The organism is Raoultibacter massiliensis, assembly GCF_900199545.1.
Taxonomy (GTDB): domain Bacteria; phylum Actinomycetota; class Coriobacteriia; order Coriobacteriales; family Eggerthellaceae; genus Raoultibacter; species Raoultibacter massiliensis.
Genome location: NZ_LT962671.1, coordinates 1,048,261 through 1,064,920, shown reverse-complemented (window position 1 = coordinate 1,064,920; position 16,660 = coordinate 1,048,261). Strand labels below are relative to the sequence as shown.

16 protein-coding genes are annotated in these 16,660 nt (G+C 58.6%); 8 read left to right on the top strand and 8 right to left on the bottom strand.

Features of this window, described 5'->3' with window-relative positions:
* The 6 genes from C1719_RS08725 to C1719_RS08700 all read right to left on the bottom strand — a co-directional run bounded on the left by C1719_RS08725 (position 1) and on the right by C1719_RS08700 (position 5,779).
* A complete protein-coding gene (locus tag C1719_RS08725) occupies positions 1 to 888 on the bottom strand; it encodes a 4Fe-4S binding protein (RefSeq protein WP_102374747.1) in 888 nt (295 codons plus the stop codon).
* 3 nt (positions 889 to 891) lie between these two features.
* Positions 892 to 1,146, bottom strand: coding sequence for a chaperone NapD (locus C1719_RS08720; protein WP_102374746.1), 255 nt, complete (start codon positions 1,144 to 1,146; stop codon positions 892 to 894).
* A 22-nt stretch (positions 1,147 to 1,168) separates the two neighbouring features.
* Positions 1,169 to 1,501, bottom strand: a complete 333-nt coding sequence (locus C1719_RS08715) for a hypothetical protein (protein ID WP_102374745.1) — start codon at positions 1,499 to 1,501, stop codon at positions 1,169 to 1,171.
* 9 nt (positions 1,502 to 1,510) lie between these two features.
* Complete coding sequence (gene napA, locus C1719_RS08710) at positions 1,511 to 4,066, bottom strand: nitrate reductase catalytic subunit NapA (protein ID WP_102374744.1); 2,556 nt, start codon at positions 4,064 to 4,066, stop codon at positions 1,511 to 1,513.
* Positions 4,067 to 4,138: 72 nt separating this feature from the next.
* Entirely contained in the window at positions 4,139 to 4,750 is a 612-nt protein-coding gene (locus C1719_RS08705) for a 4Fe-4S dicluster domain-containing protein (RefSeq protein ID WP_245874451.1), read from the bottom strand.
* 249 nt (positions 4,751 to 4,999) lie between these two features.
* Entirely contained in the window at positions 5,000 to 5,779 is a 780-nt protein-coding gene (locus C1719_RS08700) for a teichoic acid transporter (RefSeq protein WP_102374743.1), read from the bottom strand.
* Positions 5,780 to 6,029: 250 nt separating this feature from the next.
* On the opposite strand from C1719_RS08700, the gene C1719_RS08695 reads away from it, so the two are divergent.
* Both C1719_RS08695 and C1719_RS08690 read left to right on the top strand, forming a co-directional pair.
* Complete coding sequence (locus tag C1719_RS08695) at positions 6,030 to 7,145, top strand: TerC family protein (protein ID WP_102374742.1); 1,116 nt, start codon at positions 6,030 to 6,032, stop codon at positions 7,143 to 7,145.
* Between the two features lie 453 nt (positions 7,146 to 7,598).
* Entirely contained in the window at positions 7,599 to 8,603 is a 1,005-nt protein-coding gene (locus C1719_RS08690; RefSeq protein WP_245874449.1) for a hypothetical protein, read from the top strand.
* 82 nt (positions 8,604 to 8,685) lie between these two features.
* Here C1719_RS08690 and C1719_RS08685 read toward each other — a convergent pair whose 3' ends face one another.
* A complete protein-coding gene (locus tag C1719_RS08685; RefSeq protein WP_102374741.1) occupies positions 8,686 to 9,591 on the bottom strand; it encodes a diacylglycerol/lipid kinase family protein in 906 nt (301 codons plus the stop codon).
* A 63-nt stretch (positions 9,592 to 9,654) separates the two neighbouring features.
* Between C1719_RS08685 and rnd the strand changes: the two genes are divergently transcribed.
* The 6 genes from rnd to C1719_RS08655 all read left to right on the top strand — a co-directional run bounded on the left by rnd (position 9,655) and on the right by C1719_RS08655 (position 15,002).
* A complete protein-coding gene (gene rnd / locus C1719_RS08680; RefSeq protein WP_102374740.1) occupies positions 9,655 to 10,803 on the top strand; it encodes a ribonuclease D in 1,149 nt (382 codons plus the stop codon).
* A 106-nt stretch (positions 10,804 to 10,909) separates the two neighbouring features.
* Positions 10,910 to 11,581 carry a zinc metallopeptidase gene (locus C1719_RS08675; RefSeq protein ID WP_102374739.1) on the top strand — a complete coding sequence of 224 codons (672 nt, stop codon included), beginning with the start codon at positions 10,910 to 10,912 and terminating at the stop codon, positions 11,579 to 11,581.
* A gap of 11 nt (positions 11,582 to 11,592) precedes the next feature.
* Positions 11,593 to 12,912 (top strand): exodeoxyribonuclease VII large subunit, encoded by a 1,320-nt coding sequence (gene xseA / locus C1719_RS08670; protein WP_102374738.1) that lies wholly within the window; start codon positions 11,593 to 11,595, stop codon positions 12,910 to 12,912.
* Positions 12,902 to 13,153 (top strand): exodeoxyribonuclease VII small subunit, encoded by a 252-nt coding sequence (gene xseB / locus C1719_RS08665; RefSeq protein WP_102376002.1) that lies wholly within the window; start codon positions 12,902 to 12,904, stop codon positions 13,151 to 13,153. Before xseA ends, xseB begins: the two co-directional genes overlap by 11 nt.
* Positions 13,154 to 13,227: 74 nt before the next feature.
* Positions 13,228 to 13,575 (top strand): histidine triad nucleotide-binding protein, encoded by a 348-nt coding sequence (locus C1719_RS08660; RefSeq protein ID WP_102376001.1) that lies wholly within the window; start codon positions 13,228 to 13,230, stop codon positions 13,573 to 13,575.
* A 197-nt stretch (positions 13,576 to 13,772) separates the two neighbouring features.
* Complete coding sequence (locus C1719_RS08655; RefSeq protein WP_102374737.1) at positions 13,773 to 15,002, top strand: acetate/propionate family kinase; 1,230 nt, start codon at positions 13,773 to 13,775, stop codon at positions 15,000 to 15,002.
* A 159-nt stretch (positions 15,003 to 15,161) separates the two neighbouring features.
* Here the strand turns inward: C1719_RS08655 and C1719_RS08650 are convergent, their stop codons facing one another.
* Positions 15,162 to 16,625 (bottom strand): FAD-binding protein, encoded by a 1,464-nt coding sequence (locus tag C1719_RS08650; RefSeq protein WP_102374736.1) that lies wholly within the window; start codon positions 16,623 to 16,625, stop codon positions 15,162 to 15,164.
* Positions 16,626 to 16,660: the final 35 nt, after the last annotated feature.

Below are 16,660 nucleotides of genomic sequence, written 5' to 3'. Positions count from 1 at the left end.
TCAGCGGTTCGCCCTGTAGTGGTCGAACCCTGCCTTGATCGAGAGCGCTTCGGTCGGGCACGCGTCGACGCATCGGCCGCATGCCATGCAGTCGCCTGCGCAGACGAAGTCCGCCTGGTTGGCGAGCGCGGGATGGAGTATCTCGGGATCGGCCAGGCAAGCCTCTTTGCAGGCGTCGCAGTGGATGCAGGCTTCATGGTCGACGCGAACGTTGACGAGGCCGAATCTGCCGAGGGCCTCGTAGAATCCTCCGAGCGGACACAGCGCGCGGCACCAGACGCGATGTGTCCAGAACAGCTCGAGGGCGATTACCGCGACAAGCGTCCATAGGCCCGTAACGCTTCCGAGCAGAATCCCCTTGTTGACGGCACTGATCGGCGAGAACGCTTCGAATACGGGTATCGAGGTTGCGGCCGAAGCGACGATGACGCCGAGCGCCACCCAGAGCTTCGCATGGCGGGGAACGCTTCGCTCGGCCACCTCCAGGCCGGCCTTCTTGCGCAGCCAATCGACGCCTTCAAGCAAGAGGTTGACCGGGCATATCCATCCGCAAAATGCCCGTCCGCGCACGGCTGCATACAGGATGACGACGGGAAGAGCGAGCAGAAGCCAATCGGGCGAGAGGGATTTCGATGCGGCGGCTACCTGAAGCATGGCGAAGGGGTCGAGGAGATCGAGTCCGACTACATGGGATGACGAGAGCGTTCCGTACAGCGGCGTTTCGCTTGGGGTCGGGAGGGGATCGTCAGTGCCCTGCACAAGCCCGAACAGGCCCCATCCGCTCGCGAGAACCGCCGCGGCGAACGCGAGCAGCATCGAGAGCTGCACGATTCTGCGGGCGGCAAGCCAGCGCTTGCGAGGGAGCCTGTTCGGTGCTTGCGTGCTCATGGTTTAGCCCTGTACCTTTCTGAGGCTCGGATCGTCTTCGAAGTTGGCATAGACGAGATTGATGTTCATGACGCCTTCGATCTCGATGAAGCTGCTGGCGATGGCGTGCGACGCGTCGACCGTTTCCGCCTCGATGGTCACGACGAGGCGGTTTTCTTCCTGGCTGTGCACTTCGACGCCTTCGATTGCGAAGAGTCGCTCGGTGATGGAATGTTCGGTTCCCGGGGCGGCATCGACGACAAGGCTTGAGATAACCATGATTGCTCCTTTCTTGGCGGCCTTACGAAACCGGGTGGCAGGTGAGGCATTGGTCGCGCGCGGGGTCGAGCGCCTTGGAATCGTAGCTGCCATCGGCGTAGTGGTCTTCGGGAATGATCGTTGCACCGGTAAGCTGGGGATTTGCAAGCGATCCGTTTCCGTGGCATCCGTAGCACATGCTGGAGCCTCCGCGCTCGAACTTTCCGTCATGATCGGCGGGTTGCAGTGCGGGCGCTCCTTCGGCTGCTGAAGCCGAAGGCGATGCGGGGGAAGACTGCTCCGAGCAGCCTGCGAAAACGCCCAGCGATCCGACTACTGCAAGGCATACGCAAGCCGTGATGACTCTCTTCTTCATGGTATCTCCTTACGCCTTCTCGATGGATACGCAGGTTTTCTTGTAGTCGGGCTCTTTCGACAGCGGGCAGTAGTAATCGTGGACGGCAAGGTTGATCAGGGTTTCCTGTGCGAAGAACGGCGCGAACACGACGCCGGGAGCAGGTTCGGTTCTGCCGGATGTGGAAACCCGAATCTCGAATTCGCCATGGCGCGATTTCACGCGGACGAGATCGCCGTCGGACACGCCGATCTTCGCGCAGTCGTCAGGGTGGACGTTGAGCTGTGCTTCGGGAAGCGCGCGATCGAGTTCGGGGATGCGGCGGGTCATCGTGCCGGTGTGCCAGTGCTCGAGCAGCCGTCCCGTGCAGAACCAGAAGGGATATTCGTCATCGGGTTCTTCCGCCGGTGGTTCGTAGGGACGAAACACAACGGAGGGCTTTCCCTTGGCCGTCTTGTAGAAACTGATGCCGCCCGCAAGGCCCTCTTCGCCGTATTGGGCGATGCCGACCTCGTCGAAGCCTTCTTCCTGCGATCCGTTGGCGAAGCGCCACATGGTTGGAAGCCATTTGCCGTCGACTTCGCGCACAGGCCAGGTAAGGCCGTGGTTCGTCAGATACTCTTCATAGGGTGCGAGCTGCTTCGCTTCCATCTTGAGCTTTCCTTCGAACTCCCCGGAGGCATTGTCGTTGATGGCCTTTGCCTTCTCGTTGAGATCGGGGTTCGAGAAGGTGCGGTACTCCTCCCAGATGTCTGCGTTTGTTTGGCGGGAGTCTCCCTTGAAATCGCCTGCGGTTTTATCCCAGACGAAGCCGAACAGGCGATCGAACGCATCTTCGCCGTCGATTTTCTCGCCTTCGAGCACGCGGCTTGCCACCTGCAGAATGATCCAGAGATCCCACTTCGCCTCCCCCGGAGGATCGACGGCCTTCTCGAAGATTGCCGTGCGTCGTTCGGCGTTGCCGAACTGGCCTTCGCGTTCGACCCAGAGGGCGGCGGGCAGCACGACATCGGCGTACTGCGTCGAGAGGGTAGGATAGACTTCGTTGACGACGATGAACGTGTCGAAGATGCCCGTTTGCTCGCCCTTACCGAGGAATCTCGTGAGGTTCGGCATCGATTGGGCCCAGTTGTTGTGGGCAGACCAAAGGAAGTCCATGTTGCCCTTCGACATCTCGCGGAAAATCTTAACCGTGTGGAATCCGGGTTTCTGGATCTCGTCGAGATAGCCTTCGGGAAGGTTCCAGATGGCTTCCGAGTAGCGGCGATGCTGCGCGTTGGCCACAAGAAGATCGGCGGGCAGGCGGTGGGAGAACGTTCCGACCTCGCGCGCCGTGCCGCATGCCGTCGGCTGCCCGGTAAGCGAGAACGGACCGCAGCCGGGTTGGGCGATCTTGCCCGAGAGCAAGTGGATGTTGTAGATGTTGTGGTTCATCCAGGTGCCTCGGTTGTGCTGGTTAACGCCCATGGTCCAAAGCGACATGACCTTCTTGTTTGGATCGGCGAAGACTTCGGCAAGCTCCTTGAGGTCTTCGACGGCTACGCCGGAAAGCTCGGAGACGTACTCGAAGGTGTAGGGCTTGAGCATTTCGGCGTATTCGGAGAATTCGATGTTCCACACCTTGTCGACCGATTGACCCACGTCGCTTGCGTCGTAGCCGTCCTCGTAGGCGTTCCCGATGTTTTCGGTGCCTGCCTTGAACTGGAGGTGGTCTTCGATGAAATCGGCATCGTAGAGCTCGTTTTCAACGAGGTAGTTCGCTATGCAGTTCGCGATGGCGAGGTCGGTGCCGGGTTTGAAGATCAGCGTCTTGTCGGCGCTCGTCGACGTGCGGGTTTTCAGCGTGCCGAGGTCGTAGTGCTGCACGCCCGGATCGTTGAGCTTGCGGGCGGTGAGGCGCGAATAGAGCACCGGATGGGCCTCTGCCATGTTTGCACCCCAGGTGACGAAGACGTCTGCGTAATCGAGATCGGTGTAGCAGCCTGCCGGCTCGTCGGTTTGGAATACGTTCATGAAACCGACGACGGCGCTTGCCATGCACAGGCGGGCGTTCGGGTCGATGTTGTTGGAGAGCAGCCCCGCTTTCCACAGCTTCGCGGTGATGTAGCCTTCGGTGATGGGCTGTTGTCCCGAACCCCAGAAGGCAAGGCGCGATTTGTCGTTTTTCCAGGTTTCCTTAAGCTTTGCGGCCACGAGGTCGAGCGCTTCGTCCCATGTCGCCTCGCGCAGCCCCGCTTCGGTTCCCTTTGTCGAGGAATCGTCGCGGATGAGGGGCGTAGTCAGGCGATCCTCGCCGTAGAGCACCTTGGCGAGATAGTAGCCCTTGACGCAGTTGAGCCCCTTGTTCGATTGGTTGTCGGGATCTCCGGTCACCGAGATGAGCCGGCCGTCCTTCACTTCGCAGATCACGCCGCATCCGCATCCGCAGAAGCGGCAGACCGCGCTGTATTTATGAGTGTCGCCTCCTGCTGCGGTGCCCCCGTCTTGGCCCGAGCATGCCACGAGCATGGACAGCGAGCCGCCGGCTGCTGCGGTCGCTAGGGCAACGGCTGTCGCCTTCACGAATTCTCGTCTGGAAATTTCCATACCGCTTATCCTCCCACTTGTCTTGTTTGCACTGCCTGTATACTTGCCCCGCCTAGCGGGGGAGATACCCTGTCAAGCGTCTCGCGCATCTTCGCCGCACACGACTTTGATGGCGACCTCCGGCTCGTCGACCACGCATCTCTCGACGCACAGGCCGCAGCCGACGCATTGATCCTGGTCGATGATCGGTGCGAACACCGAATGGATGGAGTCGCCTTCGCGAAGGCGGTAATCTATGGTGATTGCACGGTCTATCAGGGGGCATGCGCGGTAGCACACTTCGCAGCGCATGCCTTGAAGCGCTATGCAGAGATCCTCGTTCACGACTGCGTAGCCCATGTCGACATCTTCGATGGCGGAAACGTCGCGCAGGGCGTCGGTGGGACATGCTTCGATGCAGGGGAAATCGCGGCAGAGCCTGCACGCTTGGTTGCGCAGGTCGAGTGTCGGTGAGCCGACCGCCGATCCTGCGTTTTGGCCTGCGGGCACGATTGCCGCATACGGGCAGGCTTGCACGCATCTGCCGCACTTGACGCAGCGAGACGAAAAATCTCGCTCGCCCTGTGCACCGGGCGGCCTGACGATTTCGTCGGTCGGGCGGACGATAAGGGATACGGCTTGCACGCCAAACAGCGCTGCTGCGGCATATGGCACGTATTTCGAGAAATTCATGATCACCCCCATTTCGTCTCCTGCAATCGTGCATCCAGAGGAAACGGCAGGCAATCGGGGGGATTACGGGACTTGCAAGGTAAAATACCCTTCATCGGGTAGGGTTTATTACTATACTTAAAATTGAATAAAAACGGTCAGGCAAAACGATAGCGGCATTGCCCGAATGCACGGACGAGCGCTTTCTTGCGGCTATGGGATTTCCAGGCCGAAGCGTCGATCGACGCTTCGTTGGCAGGGAGGCCTGGCGAAGCGGGGTTCCTAGCTGTACAGGCGGACGCCGACGTAGACGGCTGTATCGGGCAGGCCGTCGACCGAATAGACGCCAGAGAGCTCGCAGGCGGAAACTTGCCAGTTGTACGTGTATCCATCGATATCGACGGTACCTGCTTGGAAGGTGTTTCCCGAACCGTCAACGCCCGAATCTCCGTACGTCGAGGAGTCGAGTCCTTCGGCGATGATCGCGTTTTGAACGGCCGCATCGACCGAGCCCGAGGCGAAATCAGCGTATTTGACGCGGAAATCGGTTCCCGACGAGCGGTCGGCGGTCATCTCCCATGACCCGTTGAGCACCTTCGCCGCATCGGCTGCGGAAAGATTCTGGATGCCCTGCAGATACAGAAGCCCCGCTTCTTCGAGGCTGACGTCGCTTGGGAGCTTGATGAGGTCGAAGCCGACGCCCGCCGCAGCGATCTCCTCCTCGGTCTTGTCGTAAATCGTGTAGCCCGCATCGCTGAAGGTTGCGCGGATGTCCTCGTCGCTGTACGAAACGAGCGCCGGAAGAGAGGGGAGGTCGAGCGCGACATCGCGATTGAGGTTTTCTTCGACGCTCGCAGCTGCCCGGGCCGGAGCATTGACCACTTCGTCGATCACCTTGAATCCGAGATAGGCGCCGATCCCGAGCGCGACGACGAGAAAACCGGCGGCAATGAGTCGCTGGGGGGCGGGCATGGAAAACGGCCGGGACAATCTGCTTCCGTCGAGGTATCGGACGGCTTCGTCTGTATCGACGTATTCGGGCTTGTTGACATGCATTGCCATGGCTGTTTTCTCCTGAGGCCTTTTTGTACTTCGGGCATTATAGCATTGCGCGGCGGTATCGCTCATGGTAGGATACTCCGCACCGTGAGGGAGTAGTTGGCATAAAATATATGCGGCACGTCAACATCCTGGTTGAAAAACCTGGCGTGTCTGAAATAACGAGACTCATGGCGCAGCGTGGTAGCTGTGCCATGAGTCTTTTTTATGATCAGGTGCTCTCTGGCGAGAACGGACGAGAAAAGGAGAACTTGTGGATCTATCGATCTTTACGACGCCCGAAGCATGGATCAGCCTCATTACGCTGATCTTCCTTGAGATCGTGCTCGGCGTTGACAACCTGGTGTTCATATCGATCACCACGAATCGCCTTCCGGAAGAAAAACGGCACATAGGGCGCAAGCTCGGCTTAGCGGGCGCGCTTATCATGCGCATCCTGTTTTTATGTTTCGCATCGTTTCTGGTGCATATGACCGAGCCTTTGTTCACAATCGACCTCGGCGCGTACGCCCATGGGTTCTCGGTTCGCGATCTTGTGCTCTTGATCGGCGGCGCCTACCTGATCTACAAGGGAATCTCCGAGCTTCGCGACACCCTCAAGCTCACTGAAATCAAGGCGGAGCATTGCGAAGAGCACAAGGCGCTCCACATGATATCGCTGCCGCAGGCGATCGGCACCATCATGGTGATGGACCTTGTGTTCTCGATCGATTCCGTTATCACGGCGGTCGGCATGGCCGATCACCTCATCATCATGATCATTGCCGTCATGCTCGCCGTGTTCATGATGATGATATTCATCGATCCCATATCGAACTTCATCAACGGGCATCCCGAGATGAAGATGCTTGCCCTTACGTTCATCATCGCCATCGGCGCGCTGCTTGTTATCGATAGCGCGGGTTTCCATACCGGCATCGAGCTTCTTCACATGCCGCTTGAAAAGCTGATCGTGTACTTCGCCATGGTGTTCTGCATCGTCCTCGAACTTATCCAGATGCGCTACAACAAGAACTACGCCGCATGGCGCAAGGAGCGCTGGATCGCCGATACGGCTCGTCAGGTCGAGCGCGTGCGCGAGGAGCTGCTCGAAAAGATGGAAGCGGATAAGAAAGCTGTTGACGAGGGCGGCGCCCCGACGTCTCCCTCTGTCATCACGCCTGTCTTCATCGGCGGAAACGTATATATCATGATGCCGGTTGACGGAGAAGACGCGACTGCGTTCAAATCGCTCATGGAGGCTTCTGGCCAATCGAATGCTCCCCTGGGCGCGCCGCTCGAGATTGAGGCCGAATACGTTGAAGTAGAAGATGCGGACGACGATGACGGCGGGCCTGCGGCTTCCGCGAATGGTTTCGGCAAAAAGTAGCTGCTCGAAAACGCATGCGGGAGACCTCGGCTTGCTTTCGAGTCGGTGAAGGCGGAAAACCATTTTCCGTACGCACGTAAGCCCATGCAACCGATTTTTTGCAACGGCCACCCCCTGGTGGCCGTTTTGCTTGGTGGGCGCATATGCGCCCATATCGAACCGCTTTGCGGACGAGCGCCGTTTCGGGGCGCAGAGCCTGGGGCAGGTGTCGAAACCGAGTGAAAGAGTCCGTTCTGGTTGGTTGGAAAATCGAAGTTCCATGGCAGAGGTTTCAGCGAATCTGGTAGAAAAATGGACTTTGGGCAATCTTGCTAGTCGATAAGCCGCCATTTTTCGGACGTTGAAAAAAACTGACCTGCATATATTCGTTCAGCAGCGCTTGGAGGATGGCGTTTCGAGGAAAAACTAGTGCCCAAACCGAATATTTCATCCAGATTTGTTAGACTGTCTGTCATGTATAAGTTGATAGGTTATAAAACGGCGCTTGAGTATTGGAACACCGTCGGCGCGCGGTTCTTGCGCGATGCCTCGATGCGCAGAAAAGCGACGAGGAAGGCCCGCGCTGCGTTGCGCTCGACCGAAAGCCCTTCGCTTGACGGGAGCACGGTTCGACCCGGCGGATGCGTTCTGCCTTTGTTCGTTTTGGTGGGAACGCAAGAGGCGCGTACGAGAACAGACTGCATTCTCAGCAGATCGTGGTTGACTGACCTTCCCGAGGGAGCGTTTGCGGATGCCGGCTCGGGGTTCTTGATAAGTACTCCCGAATTCTGTTTCCTGCAGATGGCTCGCGATCTCAGCTTGGCGCAGCTGATCATGCTCGGCTACGAGCTTTGCGGATCATATGCGATGGTCGAGGGGACTGCGTGGGACGGAGCCGGCGCGGAAGGTAAAGCCGTGATGAGGAAGCGCTCGCCGCTCACTTCGGCCGAAAAGCTCGGCGCGTTCGTTGCGAAGGCGGATGGCGCATATGGTAGAAAGAAGGCTCTTCGTGCCGTCAAGTACGTTCTCGACGGGTCCGCCTCGCCGCGCGAAACGGCTCTTGCGATGTTGCTGTGCCTGCCGTACGGCCTTGGAGGATTCGGCCTTCCGGCGCCGAAGCTCAACTACCGGATCGACATCGGCAAACGCGCGGCCCCAATGGCCGATCGGGAATACTGCGTGTGCGACCTGTACTGGCCGCAGCAGAAAATCGCCGTCGAATACGATTCGGATTTGCATCACACGGGATCGTTCCGTATAGCCAGTGATACAAAACGGCGCAATACGCTCGCGGCTCGCAACGTAACCGTTATCGGGGTTACCCGAGTGCAGATCGACGACGTGATTCAGCTTCGAAAGACAGCGAAAACGTTGGCAAAGCTTATGGGGAAGCGTCTGCGCTGCGATTCGCCGAAACTCGTTGAAAAGCACTACGCCCTCCGTGCGGAACTCGGGATCGCCTTGGCGGTTGATGGCTAGCGGGAAGCGAACGGAGGTTCACCGGCCAAAGGCTCGCCTGCGGACGAGGGATCGGCAGACGGCGAGGTGTCTTCGCAGCGCCCTACGAGAACAGGCTGTGCCCCTCGTCGGAGACGAACAGCTTCGTGGCGCCCTTGAGTATTCGGGCGGTAAACGGTGTGGTGAGCTCAGTGGCCTCCCCGTCGTACTGAACATGCATGGGGGGATCCGCTGAAACCTCGATGCTCGATCCGCGATGTATTTCGAGCGCATCGCTGCGGTCGGGGAAATCGCCGCCGCGATCGAGCAGTCCCGCCACAACGGCGGGAATGAGGCCGAACGCGTTTTCCGCTTTGAGGACGACAACCTCGAATTGGCCGTCGCGCGGTTCGTTTTCGTGGGTAACCGAGATGTCGAACTGTATCTTCGAGAAGTTGACTATGAGGATGCCGAGACCTTCGCGCTCGATCGTTTCGCCGTCGATCGTGATCGAGAGCTTGGAAACCTCGGGAAGGGGATTGGTTATTGCAGCCGAGAAATAAGCCATGGGGCCGAGAAGCCGCTTGTTCGGCTTGGCATCGTGCATGATGGCGGCATCGTAGCCTGCGCCAGCCATGATGGCGAATCCGAACGTCTTATCGGCCACTTCGATCTCGCCGAGGTCGAAGTCGAGCGTTTGCCCCGATTTGACCAGCTTGGCAAGCGCGTGGGGCTCGAGGGGTGACGCAAGGTTGAGCGTAAGGATGTTGGCTGTGCCGGCGGGGAAGGGCAATACGGGTATGTTCGAGTAGCGAAGCTCGTAGCATACAGCCGCTACCGTGCCGTCGCCCCCGCTTGCGATGACGGCATCGTAGGCCGATGCGTTGTCGAGCAAGCTTGCCAAGTCGGTTGTGCCGTCGGTCGACCGGATGCACACTTCGTCACCGTCGGACACGAACGATCTGACGAAGTCGTAGATCGCGCCTTCGCCGAACCCGGATGCGAGATTGTTAACGATAAGCAGTTTCACAGATTCCCTTTCTGTTGCTATGATAGTACAACATACGGAATGAGAAAACACGAAGGACGTCCCTTGTACATAGCAAACCAAGATGAACTGGATTCGTTTGCCGCGCGCGCGAAGCAATCGAGCGTTTTGGCCATCGATACCGAATTTCTCCGCGAGAAAACATATTATGCCCGCCTGTGCCTGCTTCAAATGGCAACCGACGATGAGACGGTGATCGTCGATCCTTTCGAGGTAGACGACCTTTCGGTGCTCGCGCCGCTGCTCGAAGACGAATCCATCGTGAAGCTTTTCCACGCCGGCGGGCAGGATCTCGAAATACTCTACCGCGAGATGGGCATTCTTCCCAAGCCGATATTCGATACGCAGATCGCCGCCGCCTTGCTCGGCCACACTCAGCAGATCGGTTACGCGGCGCTCGTGTATTCGGAGTGCGGCGTTCAGCTGAAGAAGATAGACTCCTTCACCGATTGGTCGCGGCGCCCTCTTTCCCAATCTCAGCTCAGCTATGCGGCGGAAGACGTGATCTACCTGCCGAAGCTCTACGCCTCGATGCATGCGGCACTTGAGGAGAAGGGGCGTCTCCACTGGCTCGACCAAGATTTCGAAGCGCTTTCCGATCCGAGCCGCTACGAGGTAAACGAGCGCGAACGGTATCGCCGTCTCAAGCGCGTTTCGCAACTGTCGCGCAAGCAGCTTTCCGCAGCGCGGGAGGTGGCATCGTGGCGCGAGGTAGAAGCGCAGCGGCGCGATGTGCCGCGCAAGTGGATCGTGACCGACGAGCAGATCGTCGAGGCATGCAAGCGCGAAGCCCGCACGATCGACGAACTGTTCATGGTACGGGGGCTGAGCGATCGCTTGGGAACCAAAGACGCGCGCAGCGTAGTCGCCCTCATTGCCAAAGGCCTCGACGCCCCGAAGGAAACCTGGCCCGAAACCGATCGAACGAGCAAGAACGAGAGAAACGTCGATGCGGAACTCGATCTCATGACGGCGCTCGTCCGCTTGCGGGCGAAGGAGAACGGCGTGGCGTTTCCGACGCTCGCCTCGCACGACGACCTTGCGCGCGTGGCTCGCGGCTATACCGATGGAATCGATCTGCTGCGGGGCTGGCGCCGCGCTTTGGTGGGAAAAGAGCTGCTCGATCTTCTGGCGGGCAACATAGCGCTCAGTCTTGAAAAAGGTGGGCTTAAGGTTACGAAAACTTCACAGTAATCGTGTGATGTTTTCGAACGGATGGCCGATTCCCGTATACTGTTCCCGACACATGAAAACATAGGCGCGCGCATTGGCGCCACCAGGTAAGGAGTCTGAGAGCGCTATGGTAATTAGCCCCCTCTACATTGCATTGATCGTCGTTACGCTTGCCATCGGCGGGCTCGCGACCTTTTACGTCAATTCGCAGCTGAAGAAATTCAAGAAGGTACCCGCATCCCTCGGCATCACCGGTGCCGAGATGGCCCGTCGCATGCTTGCGGCCAACGGCGTGAGCGGCGTTTCGATACATCAGGGCGCTGCCGGGCAGGATCACTTCGACCCTCGCAACAATTCCATTTCGCTCGGGCCCGACGAGTACAACGGCACGAGCATCACGGCGATCGCAACGGCCTGTCATGAGGTGGGACATGCGGTGCAGTTCGCGCAAGGGTATTCGCCCATGAAGGTTCGCAGCGCACTGGTGCCTGTGGTCAACCTCGCGTCGAACGCTTGGATGTTCTTGCTGCTGATCGGCATCTTCATGAACCTTGCTGGGCTGATCGACATTGCGATTATCATGTATGCGGCGGCCGTCGTCTTCCAGATCGTCACGCTGCCCGTCGAGTTCAATGCGAGCCGCCGCGCCATGGCGTATCTCGGCACGACGGGTATCTCGCAGGGCGAGCAGTCGGGAGCGTTCTCGGTTTTGCGCGCGTGCGCATTCACCTATGTCGCAGCTGCGCTGACCTCCATCCTGCAGCTGCTGTACCTGTTGACCCTTCGTGACAACAACTAGGCCGATAGCGCATGCAGGGAGGCGTCGAGGAGCGTACTGACGAGCCGCTGAGCGTATCGGCTGCGCTCGCGCTTGCGAAGAGATCGCTCGAATCGTTCACGGTCAAATTGATCGGCGAAGTGTCCGAGGTGTCGAACAAACCTGGATACAAGGCCGTGTACTTCTCGGTCAAGGATTCGGGTGCGAGCATGCCCTGCATGATGTGGCTCAACCGCTACAAGGCTGCTGGGGTCGAACTGCGTGTCGGCATGCTGGTTGAATTGACCGGGCGCTTTACACTTTACGCTCCGAAGGGGCGCATGAACTTCGATGTGTTCGGCCTCTCGATTGCAGGCGAGGGCAACCTGAGGCTTCAGGTTGCCAACCTTGCGAAGAAGCTTGAAGCCGAAGGGTTGATGCGGCCCGAGCGGAAAAAGCAGATTCCGCGACTGCCCGAGAAGGTGGGGCTTGTCACCTCGCCGCGTGGGGCGGCCGTCCACGATGTGCTGCGGACGCTGCGAAGGCGCTTTCCCCTTGCGACCGTGCTTCTGGCGGGTGTGGCCGTCGAGGGGGAGAGCGCCCCCCTTGGTTTGATTGCAGGCCTGGAAGCCGTTCGCGACGCGGGGGCCGAGGTCGTACTGCTCGTTCGCGGTGGCGGTTCGTTCGAGGATCTGATGCCGTTCAACGACGAGGGCCTGGCGCGCGCCATCGCGACGCTTGGCGTGCCTGTCGTGACGGGTATCGGCCATGAACCCGATACGAGCATCGCCGATATGGTCGCTGATGTAAGGGCTTCGACGCCGACTGCTGCTGCGGAGGCCGTCAGCCCTTCGCTTGAGGGGCTCGAATCGGAGCTGGGTGTTCGCGGAGCGGCGCTTTCGGGTGCCCTTTCGAGGCGCATCGAGCGTGCGTTTTCGGTTGTCGAGCGTATAGCCGAGCGACCCGTGTTCGCCGATCCGAATATGTTGTTCGCCGTCGAAGCGCAGAGCCTCGATCTCTTCGAAGACCGCTTGCAGCGGGCGATACCGCTGAACCTCGAACGCGACCGCGTGAAGCTGCGTCATCTTGAGGATCAGGTTCGCTCTGTCGGTGCAACCTTGCTGCCGCGTTTCGAAAACCAACTCGCCATGGGCGCTTCGCGCTTGCACGATCTCTCTCCGCTCACCATCCTTTCGCGCGGTTATGCGATCGCGAAAGACGAAGAGGGGAGCATCGTGAAAAGCGTCGATGGCATCGAAGCGAACGAAGCCGTGTGCGTTGAGGTAGCCGACGGCAGGCTCGACTGCACCGTCAATGCGGTGCATAAGATTACGATTGAAACGATTTCGTTTGGAGGCGATGATGAGCGATAATGCACAACCCATCGAAGATATGACGTTTCGCCAAGCCATGTCCGAACTCGAGGGCATCGTGGGCGTGCTTGAGGGAAACACCCTCGAACTCGAGGATAGCTTGAAAAGCTACGAACGGGGCGTCGCGCTGCTCGGTGCTTTGAAAAAGCGGTTAAACGATGCCCAGCAAAAGGTAGATGTGCTGATGGGCGAATTGGAAACGAGCGCCAACGATGCGGCAACCGATACGACTTTGTCGTAGAATGGCATTGGAGCCCGGTTGCCTTCATGTCGATTCGGTCGGGCCTTGCGTACAGCGATGAGAAAGGAAGCGTCATGCAAGACTGCATTTTCTGCAAAATCGCAGCGGGAGAGATCCCCTCGACTATCGTCTACGAAGACGACCGCGTGCTCGCGTTCGAGGATCTGAATCCTCAGATGCCCGTTCATACGCTCATCATCCCGAAGGAGCACTATGCGAACATCGGAGACGGCATTTCCGACGAGCTTCTCGGCTACGTGTTCAATACGGTGAAGAAAGTCGCCGAAATCAAGGGAATCGCCGATTCGGGGTATCGGGTTATCGTCAACACGGGATCCGACGCGCAGCAGTCGGTTCACCATCTGCACGTTCACGTACTCGGTGGCGCCCCTATGAATTCCGGATCGCCGGCTCTATCGTAGGGGGTTTGGCAACCTAAAGCGCTACCGCTGAAAAGCACCTTCCTCGCGAGGGTGCTTTTTTCGTCTGCTTTGCATCCTAATCTGTGTATTTTCTATAACATGCTGCCGTTTGCCGAGATCCTTGACCACTCAATCGGACAGAAGGGCTGATAACCCCTAAAATTAATAGCTTACCGAGTGCATGAGGAGGCGGAATTTTGAACGTATTGGTAGTCAACGCAGGTTCATCGTCCCTGAAATATCAACTGGTCAACGTCGAGCAGCAGAAGCTGCTTGCCAAGGGCATCTGCGAACGAGTGGGATCGAGCGGGGCGTTCCACAAGCACGGCCTCGATGAGAACGAGCATGTGCTTGACGCGGAAATGAAGGATCATGACGCCGCGATGGCGCTTGTCATCGATGCGCTTCTCGACGGGCCGACCAAAGCGATCGACTCGCTCGACGAGATAGATGCGATCGGACACCGCGTGGTGCAGGGCGGCAAGTACTTCGATAAGTCGGCCTTGATCGACGATGACGTGATTGCGAAGATCGACGAGCTTGCCGAACTTGCGCCGCTTCACAACAAGGCTGCGCTCATGGGAATCCATGCATGCCAGAAGCTTATGCCGAACGTGCCCATGGTGGCGGTCTTCGATACGTCGTTCTTCCAAACGCTTCCGCCGAAAGCCTACATGTATCCGCTGCCCTACGAAATGTACGAAAAGCATTCGATTCGCAAATACGGTGCACACGGAACATCCCATCGTTACGTTGCCGAACGGGCTGCGGTGGTGCTCAACGAGCCTCTCGACGAGCTTAAGCTCATTACCTGCCACCTTGGAAACGGCTGCTCGGCTTCGGCTATCGACCACGGCGTCGCCGTCGACACCTCGATGGGCCTTACGCCGCTCGACGGTCTGATGATGGGCACCCGCTGCGGCGCGATCGATCCGGCGATCGTTCCGTTCATCATGGAACACGAGGGCCTTTCGACCTCTGAAGTCAACGAACTCATGAACAAGAAATCGGGATTGCTGGGCATTTCTGGAATCAGCAACGACTTGCGCAGCGTCAAAGACGCCTCGGAGCAGGGCCACGAGCGTGCACAGCTCGCCTACGACATGTACTCGAACTCGGTGAAGAAGTACATCGGCCAGTACATCGCCGTCATGGGCGGCGTCGACGCCATCGTGATGACTGCGGGCGTCGGAGAAAATTGCGAGAAGATGCGCCGCATGATCTTTTCAGGGTTGCAGCCCTTGGGGATCGTGCTCGACGAGGAAAAGAATCGCCAGCGCGGCTTCGAGCGCGAGATTTCCACCGACGATTCGAAAGTCAAGATCATCATCATTCCCACCAACGAGGAATACATGATCGCCCGCGACACCTACGAGATCGTCTACGCCAAAAGCCAGCTGATCGAAGCGGGATCCGAAACGGCGTAGGGAAAGACCTGGAGCATGCCTCGCGGGGCGAAGCGAGCCGCTGCTGCGGCGCGCTTCGCGCAAAAGGCGATAGAGAACGGCAAGGAGCTGCATCGAAAACGGTGCAGCTCCTTTTTTCCAAGGGAAGGCGGCGCCATGCGCTGTCGAAAATCCCTTTCGCTATGCGAGGTCCTCGGCTAGCACCGAACCGAGCAGCAAACCTGATCCGGCGGCGGGAACGATATCCTCGGTTCCGGCAGTGCATCCGGCGGCGTACAGGTTGGGGATTGGGTTGCCGTCTTTGTCGACGACCTCCATGCGATCGCTTACCGCAAGGCCGCCGCAGCTCTTATAACGCACGGGGACGTTGCGGATGAAGTAATACGGGGGAACGAGTTTCTGAAGGAAGAGCGTTTTTCCGAACTCCGGGTCGGACTGGTTGTCGCAGATGGCATCCCAATCATCGAAGGCCGCTTGCACGGTTTCAAGTGCCATGCCCATCTTCTCCGCGAGTTCTTCGATGGAGCCGGCCGTTTGGATGGCATCGCCGGCATGGGCGATTACCTCTTGGTCGATGCCGTTTTGGGCTGTGTCGTCCCAGATGCTGTACCATTCGTTGTACCCTGCGGCGAGGCATCCGGTGGCGGCGTTGTGCACGGCGGTTTCGGCGTAGAAGCGCTTGCCGTTCGGGAGCAGGCCGATCAGCGGATAGAAGGTGCCGAGCATGTGGCCGGCTTCGTAACGGGGATTGAGGTTGCCCGAAGCCATCATGCCGGAAAGGGTGCCGCCTGCAGCAACGCCTGCGGCGATGGTGTCTCCTTTACGTCCGGCGACGATGTTGCCGATGAAAGCCCATTCGGGTGCGTATTTGACCATCCACTCCTGGTTGGAAATGTATCCGCCACCCGCAAGAACCACAGCCTTCGCCTTGATGTCGACGATGGAGCCGTCCTTGGAGGTGAACCGTCCGCCTGCGATGGCGCCCGTCTCATCGGTTATAAGGGTCTTGAAGGTTGTTTCGAACAGGTATTGCGCGCCGGCTTCGACGACTTTCTCGTTCATCAGCTCGAATTCGTCCTTCATTGTGCACAGACCGTTTTTCGGAAAGAACGCCTGATGATAGGGGCTTTCGCGAAGTTCCTGGAACTCGTATCCCCAATCGTAGTGCATGGTGTCGATGAACTTGCCGCCCCATTTCTGAAGCAAAACGGTACGTTCGAGGCCCGCTTCGTTCCCTTCGTAATACGGCGCGAACTTTTCGCGGATCTCGTCTTCGCTCATGTACTTATCGGGGCGTTCTTCCTTCGTAAGCTCGGCTGTCGTGCACATTTGACAGGCTGCCGAGTAGATGGCGTCTCCGCCATAGGTCGAATTCTGCTCGACGATAAGCACGCTGCGCCCGGCAGATGCGGGATCGATTGAGGCGAGCATGCCGGAGATGCCGGCGCCCACGATGAGGATATCGACTTCTTGGCTGAAGTTGACGTTGGCGTCCCCGATTGCCATGGCAGTCGCTGCAGGTTCGGATTGGCTCGATTCCCCGGAAGCGGTGGTGGAGGAGCACCCCAAGCTCACCCCACCGGCGATCGCTGCCATCGCGCCGGCAGTGCCGAGTGCGCAGAATTGACGACGGTTCATATTCATCCTGTTCTCCTTCTTCTCTTTTGTCTTTCTTCGAT